At 55.2% G+C, this 11,438-nt stretch carries 8 protein-coding genes; 5 read left to right on the top strand and 3 right to left on the bottom strand.

Annotated elements, in window-relative coordinates; all coding sequences use genetic code 11:
* Nucleotides 1–334: 334 nt before the first annotated feature.
* Nucleotides 335–2,215 (top strand): sigma-54-dependent Fis family transcriptional regulator, encoded by a 1,881-nt coding sequence (locus tag J3362_RS04635; protein ID WP_349518330.1) that lies wholly within the window; start codon nt 335–337, stop codon nt 2,213–2,215.
* Between the two features lie 28 nt (nt 2,216–2,243).
* On the opposite strand, the gene glpK is transcribed toward J3362_RS04635, so the two are convergent.
* Entirely contained in the window at nt 2,244–3,716 is a 1,473-nt protein-coding gene (gene glpK / locus J3362_RS04630) for a glycerol kinase GlpK (protein ID WP_349518329.1), read from the bottom strand.
* Nucleotides 3,717–3,920: 204 nt separating this feature from the next.
* On the opposite strand from glpK, the gene J3362_RS04625 reads away from it, so the two are divergent.
* Together J3362_RS04625 and glpD are read left to right on the top strand one after the other, a co-directional pair.
* A complete protein-coding gene (locus tag J3362_RS04625) occupies nt 3,921–4,679 on the top strand; it encodes a DeoR/GlpR family transcriptional regulator (protein WP_053112348.1) in 759 nt (252 codons plus the stop codon).
* Between the two features lie 180 nt (nt 4,680–4,859).
* Nucleotides 4,860–6,389 carry a glycerol-3-phosphate dehydrogenase gene (gene glpD / locus J3362_RS04620; protein WP_349518328.1) on the top strand — a complete coding sequence of 510 codons (1,530 nt, stop codon included), beginning with the start codon at nt 4,860–4,862 and terminating at the stop codon, nt 6,387–6,389.
* A 301-nt stretch (nt 6,390–6,690) separates the two neighbouring features.
* Here glpD and J3362_RS04615 read toward each other — a convergent pair whose 3' ends face one another.
* Nucleotides 6,691–7,818 (bottom strand): porin, encoded by a 1,128-nt coding sequence (locus J3362_RS04615; RefSeq protein WP_349518327.1) that lies wholly within the window; start codon nt 7,816–7,818, stop codon nt 6,691–6,693.
* 370 nt (nt 7,819–8,188) lie between these two features.
* Between J3362_RS04615 and J3362_RS04610 the strand changes: the two genes are divergently transcribed.
* A complete protein-coding gene (locus J3362_RS04610; RefSeq protein WP_349518326.1) occupies nt 8,189–9,940 on the top strand; it encodes an ABC transporter substrate-binding protein in 1,752 nt (583 codons plus the stop codon).
* A gap of 51 nt (nt 9,941–9,991) precedes the next feature.
* Here J3362_RS04610 and J3362_RS04605 read toward each other — a convergent pair whose 3' ends face one another.
* Nucleotides 9,992–10,600: a uracil-DNA glycosylase family protein gene (locus J3362_RS04605; protein ID WP_349518325.1), complete on the bottom strand. Its 609-nt coding sequence runs from the start codon at nt 10,598–10,600 to the stop codon at nt 9,992–9,994.
* A 92-nt stretch (nt 10,601–10,692) separates the two neighbouring features.
* Between J3362_RS04605 and J3362_RS04600 the strand changes: the two genes are divergently transcribed.
* Nucleotides 10,693–11,433 (top strand): nitroreductase family protein, encoded by a 741-nt coding sequence (locus tag J3362_RS04600; protein ID WP_349518324.1) that lies wholly within the window; start codon nt 10,693–10,695, stop codon nt 11,431–11,433.
* Nucleotides 11,434–11,438 lie beyond the last annotated feature (5 nt).

Here is an 11,438-nt window from a genome sequence, read left to right as displayed (position 1 = left end):
AGGCTTTCCTTTTTGTTCTTGTGGAAACGCGCTTCGAGACCGGCATACACCGACCGCGAAAATTCGATTTCGAATCTACCAACGCAAACGGTGTACCACTTCTTTAAGGTTCATAGGTATCTCTACCTATAATACTGTTTTTAAAGCCTTTTAATTTCTATGGCGATTTCCTATCCGAAAACAGCAATGTTCGTTTAGCAATACTTTGTTCAAATTGAACATTGACGTGAACAGCATTTGCACAGATTATTGAGCAACAGCAAGGACAGGCTTGTGCCACTTTGCTGCTCGAATCGTCAACCAGAACAACAAACGAAAACCTGAGTGACGCCTGATGAGAAAAAACGAATATTCGGATTATCGAAGCGTGATTGCCGATTCCTGGAACCGTTGTATTGACTGGGGCCTTGATCACGATCATGAGCCAGCACCGTTGAGACCAGAGCCGGCCAGGTTAGAGGAAATAAACCGACAGCACAGCGAACTGCTTTCAGTGACCGAAGCAGAAGTTCTGCCCTATTACCGGAACGTCCTGTCAAACAGCCGATGTCTCATCCTGCTTGCCGATCAGCACGCAACCGTACTCAGCAGCTGGGGTGATGAACGCATCACCGAGACCCGTCTCAAACCCTGGTTCCAGACCGGTGCAAACTGGCAAGAGCAGAACTGCGGTACCAACGCTATTGGCACATCGATTGCCGTGGGGGCCCCCGTTCAGATTCAGCGTAATGAACATTTCCTGAAAACAAACCGAAGCATCATCGGCTCTGCCGCACCGATTTTCGATGCCCACAGGCAAATCGCGGGTGTTCTCAGCGTGTTCAGCGACGCCTATCTGCCTCAGGCTCACACATTAGGCATGGTAAGGCTGCTGTCCCAATCTGTGGAAAACCGCCTGATCAATCGTCAGTTCGGGCCGGATCACTTCCAGATCACCCTGAATACAACGGCTGATAACTTCGATAGCCCATGGTCCGGCATTCTCGTGTGTGATGATTCCGGTCAGGTGATCGCCAGCAACCAGAGGGCAGACCAACTGCTGGGAATGAACACCGTCGACGCCAGGCTGGATGAGCTGTTTACCCGCCACCGGAATCACATCCTCGGCCACCCTGAAACAGAAACCCTGCAACTGACCACGCGGAGTAAGGTCCGTCTTAGTGCCCGGATCAAACGCCCCACCCGAATCCCTGAGACCAACGGAAAAACAGAGCCGTCTCCAGTACCGGAGGACCTCCGGCAATCCGCCCAACCGCTCGATATCGACAACCTTGATTACGGCGATTCCGCGGTCAAACGCTGTGCTACGCAAAGTCTCAAGGTTCTTGAGCGGGGTTTACCGGTACTCATCACCGGCGAGACGGGGGTTGGCAAGGAGGTGCTAGTGAAAGCTCTTCACCGCGCATCCCACCGCAAGGACCAGCCGCTGGTCGCGGTTAACTGCGCAGCCATTCCGCCGGAGCTGGTCGAATCGGAATTGTTCGGTTATGAAGCCGGTGCTTTTACCGGCGCAAGGGCGCAGGGATCACTGGGGTTCATACGAAAAGCGCACAAGGGCGTTCTGTTCCTCGACGAAATCGGCGAAATGCCTCTTTCTGCGCAGTCGCGTCTATTGCGTGTTCTCCAGGAAAGGGTCGTTACACCGGTGGGATCCACCGACAGCGTCCCCGTCGATATTCTGCTGGTTACGGCAACCAATCGACCGCTGACCAACCGTATTGAGAACGGCCTCTTCCGGGCCGACCTCTACTACCGCATCAACGGGTTGTGCGTGGAACTCCCGGCCCTTCGAAACCGTGCCGACAGGCGGATGCTGATACAGAGCCTGTATGCCCGGCACCGGGATCCGGGTCAGTCTGAGCAACTTTCACCGAAAGTCCTTTCAGCCCTGGAAGCCCACCCCTGGCCAGGTAACATCCGCCAACTGGTCAATGTGCTGAGGGTCGCCATCGCAATTGCCGACGGCGAACAGGTGCAGGTTTGGCACCTGCCCGAAGATTTTCTTGCAGAGTTCGAGGCCACCCCCTCTGAACAGAGCAATCCACCGATGCAGGAACAGCCAGTTGCCGGTTCCGAAGCAGAACCCGAGGACACCCTCGCGAGAACCCTGCAGATTTACCGAAAATGCACCGGCAATATCTCGCAGGCGGCCAGAGAACTGGCCATCAGCCGCAACACCCTCTATAAGCGCCTGCGGGAAATGGGTGTTCGCTGAAGTTCGTTGCCGCGGCCACTTTGTTGTGTCAAAGCTTTTGCACCGCTTGGCTCCAGCCGTCGTAGAGCTTGTCCCGATGCTCTTTAGTCATAACGGGCTCAAAATTCCGATCGCATCGCCACAAGCCCGAAAGCTCCTCGAGAGAGCCATAGACCCCGGCTTCCAGACCAGCGAGGTAGGCGGCACCCAGCGCTGTGGTTTCAACCAGTGATGGACGATCCACCCGGGCGCCGAGAATGTCTGCCAGAAACTGGAGGACCCAGTTGTTGGCCACCATACCACCGTCGACTCTGAGGTTGACTGGGCGGATGCCGTCCTTTTCCATGGCCTTTTGCAGATCCTTGGTCTGGTAGCAGACCGATTGCAGACCTGCAGTCACAATCTCCTTGATACCGGTATCACGAGTCAGGCCGAATATCGCGCCTCTCGCATTGGGGTCCCAATAAGGTGCCCCAAGCCCGGTAAAGGCAGGCACCAGATAGACGCCGTGGTCGACCGGCGTCCCCTCTGCCAACGGCTCCGTCTCACAGGCATCCCGGATAAGCCGAAGCCCGTCCCTCAGCCATTGGATGGTGGCCCCGGCAATGAAAATACTGCCCTCAAGGGCATAGGTAGGCTTGCCATTTACCCGGTACGCCACCGTCGTGAGCAAACGGTGCTTCGACTGCAAAGCCTTGTCGCCAGTATTGAGCATCAGAAAGCAACCCGTGCCGTAGGTGCTCTTCGCCATGCCAATGCCAAAGCAGGTCTGACCGAACAGGGCCGCCTGCTGATCGCCGGCCACGCCCAATACCGAGGTACCGTTGAGTGCCCCGCCCTCGGTGATCCGCCCGAACTGATCGGCGGAATCCATCACCTCCGGCAACAGCGATTCGGGAATATCGAAAAGTTCCAGAAGCTCCGGATCCCATTTCTGGTTGTGAATGTTGAAGAGCAGCGTACGACTGGCATTGGTGGCGTCAGTACGATGCTCTCGGCCACCAGTCAATCGCCACAACAGGAAGCTGTCAACCGTCCCGAACGCGAGCTCTCCGCGCTCCGCACGCTCCCTGACTCCAGCGACATTTTCCAGAATCCAGCGGAGTTTGGTGGCGGAGAAATACGGATCGACCAGCAACCCAGTCTTGCTGCTGACCCACGGCTCAAGCCCCTCAGTCTTCAGGGATTCGCAGTAGGAGGCCGTTCGCCGGTCCTGCCAGACAATAGCGTTGTATACGGGCTCCCCGGTTTTACGATCCCAGACCACAGTGGTCTCGCGCTGATTGGTAATACCCACTGCGACCACTTCACCGCGATCACCACATTCCTCGGCCATCACCGCATCGCAGGTCTGCTTGACCGATGACCAAAGATCCTCCGGATTGTGCTCTACCCAGCCACTGGCCGGGAAATGCTGCGGAAACTCCTGCTGGCGGGTGGCGTGTATGTTGCCCTGCAGGTCAAAGAGTATGGCTCTGGAACTGGTAGTTCCCTGATCAATGGAGAGTATGTACTGGCTCATAGAATTTCGACCTCGGTTTCTTATTTTTTCGTATTTTTACCTTTTTGAACATAAATGCCAAGTGGTTTTCACGGCAAGCGCGCATCTGGCCAACCGATCCCTGTAAAAAAGCTGCATAACCCGCTGAAAACCACTAAACTTTGGGAATGTTTTCGGACGCACTATATTTCGCATGAGAAAAATGACAGAGCGGAGGAGGTTTTAATGGCACAGCGTCGCCGACAGGATCTGATTATGGAGCTGATCCAGCAGAACGGTTTCGTCACCACCGAACAGCTGGTAGACCAGTTCAAGGTAACGCCTCAGACCATCCGCCGGGACCTGAATGAACTTGCCAAACAGAAAAAGCTCCGCAGGCACCATGGTGGAGCGGGCATTGACTCCAGCACTGTAAACACCGCCTATCAGGCCCGCAAGATCATGGATCTTGAAGCCAAGGAACGAATTGCCGAAGCACTGGTAGAGCTTATTCCTGATAACTCCTCCATGTTCATCAACATCGGCACCACCACCGAAACCATTGCCAAGGCACTGCTTGAGAAAAACAACCTGCAGATCGTCACCAACAACCTTCACGTCGCATCCATTCTCTCCGCCAAAGAAGACTTCCATGTCATCATTGCCGGCGGGGAAGTACGTAACCGCGACGGCGGCATTGTCGGTGAAGCCACACGGGACTTCATCAATCAGTTCAAAATGGACTTCGGTATTATCGGCATCAGCGGCATTCATAACGATGGCTCCCTGCTCGATTTCGATTACCGCGAAGTCCGCGTCGCCCAGGCAATCATTGCGAACTCCAACCAGGTTCTTCTTGCCGCCGACCATTCCAAGTTCGGGCGCAACGCCATGGTCCGTCTCGGTAGCATCTCCCAGGCCGACCACGTGTTTACCGACCAGCAACCTCCTGTCGAGATCCGCCAGTTGCTGACCGAACATAACGTACAGCTTCATATCGTCTGATTTCTTTTCGGTCCCTCCTATTCGAAAACGTGATCGCCTCGCTCTTTTCGTTTTTTTTCTATTTTTTCCTTTACGAATATCTTTGCCTTTCGCATAATAGTTCCATACCGCTTATTGAACATTGAAAAGTGCGCATCACAACAAAGCGTCTTTTCCAGTGGCGTCAGGAGATGACCAACAATGACTACGGAGCACGAACAGTTTGACGTTATTGTCGTTGGCGGCGGAGTCAACGGCACCGGCATTGCCATGGACGCAGCCGGGCGAGGTCTGAAAGTCCTGCTATGTGAAATGAATGATCTGGCTTCGGCCACCTCATCCAGCAGCAGCAAGCTGATACACGGCGGGCTTCGGTATCTGGAGCACTACGAATTTCGACTGGTCCGGGAGGCACTGGCTGAACGCGAGTCCCTGCTTCGCAACTCTCCACACATCATGTGGCCAATGCGCTTTCGGCTACCTCACCGCCCTCACCTGCGCCCGGCCTGGATGATTCGCACCGGCCTCTTCCTTTATGACCATCTGGCAAAGCGCGAAATTCTTCCGGGCTCACGCTCCATCAAATTCGGAGCAGACGATCCACTCAAACCCGATATCACCAAGGGCTTTGAATACTCGGACGGTTGGGTTGACGATGCCCGCCTGGTGGTTCTGACCGCAAAAAAAGCCCAGCAATTCGGTGCGCAGATTCTTACACGCACCAAATGCGTCAAAGCGGAACAGGGATCCCGGGAGTGGCAAGTGACCCTCCGTGACATGATCGATGAGACCGAGAAAACCGTCTCGGCAAAGGCGATAGTGAACGCCGCGGGCCCCTGGGTGAGCCGGTTGTTCGGAGAAACGCTGTCAATGCCCGCCCCGAAGATGATTCGCATGGTTAAAGGTAGTCATATCGTTGTGCCGAGGCTGAACAAGGGAACCGAAGCCTATATTCTCCAGAACGAAGATGAGCGGATCGTGTTTGTTATTCCGTACGAAGATGAATTTTCGCTCGTGGGTACAACCGACGTGGACTACGAAGGTGACCCTAAAAAAGCCAGGATTTCGCCCGAGGAAACCGACTATCTTCTCAACATTGTGAACTCTCATTTCAAGCGACAACTGGAGCCTTCGGATGTTGTCTGGTCCTACTCCGGTGTCCGCCCTCTCATGGACGATGAGCAGGAGAATGCTCAGAAAGCCTCGCGGGATTATTCTTTTGAGGTCAACAGCGAGAAAGGCAAGGCACCGCTGATTTCAGTCTTCGGGGGCAAGATCACGACCTACCGCAAGCTGGCCGAAGCCGCGACTGACAAACTTTGCCAGTTCTTTCCCGAAGCCGGCGGACGCTGGACCAAGAAAGGGGTTCTACCGGGCGGCGACTTTGCCAATCACGAGGCCCTGGAGGAAACCCTTCGTCGCGAATTTCCATGGCTCTCCGAGAAAGTCATCAGCCGCTACGTGCGCACCTACGGCACAACCAGCTATGACATTCTCAGGGATTGCAAGTCTATGGAAGACCTGGGTATTCATTTCGCCGGAACTCTCTATCAACGTGAGGTCGAACACCTGATCAAGAACGAGTGGGCCATGACGTCGGAGGATATTCTCTGGCGCAGGACCAAACAGGGGCTATACGCCAGCGACTCCGATATCGAAGCCCTGGAACGTTATCTGATGAAAACTGTCACCACTGAAACTCGCAAAACTGCTCTCCACCACAGCGCCTGAAGCTCTCTCAGGCATCCTTGCTCCGGCCGGATAATTCCGCCCGGAGCTTTTTTCGGCGCTTCCACGGCCAGGGATTTTTGGCTTGGGAGAAGTCGGCCAGGCAGAGGAGACTCCTAAAACACGCTGTAAATACTTCCCTGTACGCTCGGCTCCGCCATCCATGGCTCCGCACGGTTTTAGGAGTCTCCTCTGCCTGCCCTCCCATCCATTTCCGGAATCTCGGACAATAAAAAAGGTTGAGGAATTAACCTCAACCTTTTGAGCACCGACTTCCGAGGGTGCGTGCCTCTGTTTGAGACAATCAGAACGTCAGTTGCGAACCAAAGATGATCGCATCGTATTCACCCTGCCCGTCACCGGTACCCAACGTGGTGTATTCAGCCATCAGGGTCAGATGGTCGGTTGCCGCATAGCGGGCAAAGAGCATGGTGAGGTCGGTGTCGTTGCTGTCACCAGCGACGATATCGTCCTCGCCTTCACCATAGCTGACACCCAATGTCGTCCGGTTGATCTGGTAGGTGGTTTCAACATACCACTGGCTGGCGTCTTCTTCGTTCGGATCCAGGCGGGCGGCAAACACACCGTTGCCTGTGCCCTGGGTAATGCCGTAGTTGCCACGAACACTCAGACCACCGAGCGAGACGGAACCACCGAAATCGATACCGGACATGGTGTAGTCATCGAAGGTGCCGGTTTTGGAGTCCACATCCTGGGTGAAGCCACTGGACCAAAGGGAGAAGTTGTCGCCGGAATAGACCACGTTCGCTTCGATGCGGGGCATGGTGTACTCGGCATCAGTAACGCCGTCCACTTTCGACGGACTAAACAGACCAACCTTAAATTGCAGGCCACCCAAGCTGTTGGAGGTGTACATCACGCGGGGCGTGAAGTTGGCATAAAAGTACCCGTTACCGATGCGCCCGGCGGTGGCCGCCACCTGGTCTGGCCCGCCAATGAGGCCGACACCCAATGCGCTACCGTTATCACCAATGGCAGGAACCCCATAGATCCCGAAGCCTTTTCCGATATTAACCTTGCCAAAATCACCTGCCACTGCAATCTCCGAGACCCGACTGCGGAACTCCGTATTGGCATCACCGGGCGCAATATTGGCATTCATCTGGAAGTGGCCTGACACCTCCAGGCCGTTCTGGGTTGGCGCATAGATGTTCGTTTGCAGTGTTGCGGGGTTAAAACCGGTTGTGATGGTGAAAGAATCTTCATCGGTTGGCTCGTCATAGTTTCCGAACACCGCAAAGATCGGAATATGGCCGTTGAAGCCGGCCTTCCACCCATTATCGGACTCGAAAGAAACTTCCGCCATGACTGGAGAAGATACGCCTGCCGCCAATAGCAGTGCGGCTGCCATCGGGGCTTTCCGGAAAGAGCGGTTGTTGGACGACATAAAAACGTTGTTATTTTCGATCATGATAATTTCCTGTTTTTGTTAGCGCTGAACTTTAGCCAGCCAACCGAAACGCCTCGCCAAAAGCCTTAGCCGCGGCCAGGCGCGTGGCAGCCAACTGCGTTAACGAACCGATTTATTTTCGCTTTAAGACAAAACAGTTCGAAACAGCACAAATTTAGCGCTGAAAATTCCAAATGAAAAGTTTATGATCGAAAAAATTTTCGTTTAAGCGTGTCAGAGACAGGCAAAAATTCCATTTAATAAAATTAAACTGTTATATTACAATGCCTTAAAGTATATTTTCCTAATCCAAGAATTTTTCGTTGACGAACCTTTTAACGAACCATATGATCGTAAATTGTACGAAAAGCAACAAAAACAAGAGACGATCATGAACAAACCCGCGTTGTTAATAGGACTGACACTACTGATTGGCCCACCGGTAACCGCAGGGCCTCTTTTCGAGTCGCTGTCTGAGGAGAAGCAATCCCAGATCCGCACGCTGATTGAAGATCATTTCCCGGATTCAACCCTGTCCGAGGATGAACAGGCGGAAGAGCTGGCCTGGTTTGCCCATGCAGCCTCTGAGCTACAGGGAACAGAGATCTCGGTTCTGTCCGAACAACTGCCGACCCATGACTACGAGGCAGAAGTCCTGGCACCTGCATTTTCCGAGCTGACGGAGATTCCGGTAACACACGACAGAAAGCCAGAGGGCGAAGTCATTCGCCAGATCAATCTCCAGCGAATCATGGCTGCCAAGGGCCGATACGATGCTTTCGTTAACGACTCAGACATGATCGGCACCCACTCCCGCAGCGGCTGGGCTCTCGCGCTCAGCGATTACATGGAGGGCGCGGGCGAGGCATTTACCCTGCCTACCCTGTCACTGGAAGATTTCATTGGCCTGGAATTTGTTACTGGGCCGGATGGGAAGATTTACCAGTTGCCCGATCAACAGTTCGCCAACCTTTACTGGTTCCGATACGACTGGTTCCAACGCCCGGAACTGAGGGTTCGGTTCATGGAGCGCTACGGTTACGAGCTTGGCGTGCCCGTCAACTGGTCTGCTTATGAGGACATTGCAGAGTTTTTCACGGTACACGTTCGGGAAATTGATGGTGAAAGGGTTTACGGCCACATGGACTACGGCAAACGTGATCCCTCCCTGGGATGGCGCTTCACCGACGCCTGGTTTTCCATGGCAGGCGCGGGGGATCGGGGTATTCCCAACGGCCTGCCCGTCGATGAATGGGGCATTCGTATGGAGGGCTGTCATCCTGTTGGCTCTTCTGTCAGTCGCGGCGGCGCCACCAACAGTCCTGCGGCGGTTTACGCACTCGAGAAATACATAGACTGGTTGCAGCGCTTCGCGCCTCCTGAAGCCGCAAACATGACGTTTTCAGAAGCCGGGCCCGTGCCTGCCAGGGGCCAGGTAGCACAGCAGATTTTCTGGTATACCGCCTTCACATCCGACATGACAAAAGAGGGTTTACCTGTCGTCAATGAAGACGGCACACCCAAATGGCGCATGGCGCCCTCTCCTCGCGGCGCCTATTGGCAAGAGGGAATGAAACTGGGATACCAGGACGTTGGCGCCTGGACCATTCCCCGGGCCATGGGGTCGAACCAGCAGAAAGCAGCCTGGCTTTACGCCCAATTTACCGTCTCGCGTACGGTATCACTCCAGAAGACCCTCTACGGTCTCACCCCAATTCGGCTCTCGGACCTGGAGTCGCCGCAAATGCAGGAAAAAGCGCCGGCACTGGGAGGTTTGGTCGAATTCTATCGGAGTCCTGCCAGGACAGCCTGGTCGCCGACGGGTGTGAACGTGCCAGACTATCCCCGCCTGGCCAAACTATGGTGGCCTAACATCGCCGATGCAGTAACAGGCAAAGTCACCCCTCAGCAGGCGCTCGATAACCTGGCCGCGGCGCAGGACAGGACTCTGTCGGTCATTGAGCGTAATTTCCTGGCCGGTAATTGCGGCCCGAAAATGGCAGAGGAAGAGCAGTTAAAGGGCGCTGACTGGTGGATGGCGCAGCCCGGAGCGCCCAAACCGCGTCTAAGCAACGAGAAACCGCCGGGCAAAACCATCCGTTACGAGGACCTGCTCAGGCAGTGGGACGTTGCTGCCCAATGAACACCGATGCAACTAGAGACTCCTGCGGGCGTTGCCGGCTGAGAACGCCGGCTATCCGTACTCGGGTGCGAGAAGACGAGCCACCCGGCGTTGCAGTTCAGGCACAACGTCACTTTCGAACCAGGGATTGCGACGCAGCCACAGGTTATTTCTCGGGCTGGGGTGAGGCATCGGGAGAACATCTGGCCAGTAGTCCTGCCAATGTTGCACATTGGCTGTTACGGATTTTCGGCAGTCGGCCAGATGCCAGTTATGGGCATACTGGCCAATAACCAGCGTGAGCCCAATGTGCGGCAGACGATCCAGCAGTAATTTGCGCCAGGCTGGCGCGCACTCCGGCCGCGGCGGAAGGTCGCCGGACTTGCCTGTGCCCGGATAGCAAAACCCCATCGGCAGGATCGCGAGCTTCTGCTCGTCATAGAAGGTATCCCGGGTAATCCCCATCCATTGTCGAAGCCGATCGCCGCTGGGATCGTTGAAGGGCAGCCCGGTTTCATGCACGCGCCTGCCCGGAGCCTGCCCAACCACCAGAATTCTGGCATTTTCCGATATTTGTATGACCGGCCTCGGCCCGCAGGGAAGAACGTCTGCACAAATCGTACACGCCCGTACTCGTCGAACCAGGTCGTCGAAGGGAAGCCGGGAGGGATCCTCAGTCATGGGCGCTCCGTCATCAAGGTGATTGCATAAACCTGCATTTATCGTAACGATAGAGGCACAATCACTGCACAACAAGTCTCGAAGGACACACCATGAATGCCAAAGCAGGCTCTCTCCCGCTGCCGGAAATTGATGTCGAAGAGTTCCGGAAAGTCGTTCGCTCGCGCCGTTCCATAAGGCGTTTTACTGATGAGCCGATTCCCGAGCCGGTGCTTGAGGATTGCCTGGAGCTGGCAACACTGGCTCCCAATTCCAGCAACCTGCAGCCCTGGGAGTTTTTCGTGGTCCGGACGCCAGATCTGAAGGCAAAACTTGCCCACGCCTGTCTTGGCCAGAATGCAGCGAAAACCGCCGCCGCGCTCATCGTGGTAGTTGCCCGACCGGACACCTGGCGCGCCCATGCCCGGCAGGCCCTGGAGGACTGGCCGGAAGAAAAACTGCCGCCGATCGTTGAGAAGTACTACCGCAAAGTCGCCCCCATTCATTACAACCAGGGACCCTTTGGTATTCTGGGGTTAGCGAAAAAAGCCGCAGGCCTTGCGGTGGGAATCACCCGGCCGGTGCCCCGGGGGCCCTATTCCACCTGCGAGATGAAAATCTGGGCCACGAAATCCACGGCTTTGGCAGCCCAGAACCTGATGCTCGCGCTCCGGGCCCACGGCTACGATTCCTGCCCCATGGAGGGTTTTGACGAGCACCGTGTGAAAAAGCTACTCAATCTCCCCGGAAAAGGACTGGTCACCATGGTATTGGCAGCCGGCCGAAGGGCCGAAAACGGTGTGTATAACCGCCAGTACCGATTTGATCAGAGCCAACTGGTACATTACCTCTGATCCAG

Origin of the sequence: Marinobacter sp. NFXS11 (genome assembly GCF_040148675.1) — a bacterium.
GTDB lineage: Bacteria > Pseudomonadota > Gammaproteobacteria > Pseudomonadales > Oleiphilaceae > Marinobacter.
The sequence above is the reverse complement of the archived record's forward strand: the minus strand, read 5'-3'. Positions and strand labels throughout refer to the sequence as shown.

What these genes read in the sequence shown, in the direction of transcription:
- J3362_RS04605 (WP_349518325.1), bottom strand. Translation starts at nt 10,600, where the DNA reads ATGACTGAGGATCCCTCCCGGCTTCCCTTCGACGACCTGGTTCGACGA.
- J3362_RS04635 (WP_349518330.1), top strand. Translation starts at nt 335, where the DNA reads ATGAGAAAAAACGAATATTCGGATTATCGAAGCGTGATTGCCGATTCC.
- J3362_RS04625 (WP_053112348.1), top strand. Translation starts at nt 3,921, where the DNA reads ATGGCACAGCGTCGCCGACAGGATCTGATTATGGAGCTGATCCAGCAG.
- glpK (WP_349518329.1), bottom strand. Translation starts at nt 3,716, where the DNA reads ATGAGCCAGTACATACTCTCCATTGATCAGGGAACTACCAGTTCCAGA.
- J3362_RS04610 (WP_349518326.1), top strand. Translation starts at nt 8,189, where the DNA reads ATGAACAAACCCGCGTTGTTAATAGGACTGACACTACTGATTGGCCCA.
- J3362_RS04615 (WP_349518327.1), bottom strand. Translation starts at nt 7,818, where the DNA reads ATGATCGAAAATAACAACGTTTTTATGTCGTCCAACAACCGCTCTTTC.
- glpD (WP_349518328.1), top strand. Translation starts at nt 4,860, where the DNA reads ATGACTACGGAGCACGAACAGTTTGACGTTATTGTCGTTGGCGGCGGA.
- J3362_RS04600 (WP_349518324.1), top strand. Translation starts at nt 10,693, where the DNA reads ATGAATGCCAAAGCAGGCTCTCTCCCGCTGCCGGAAATTGATGTCGAA.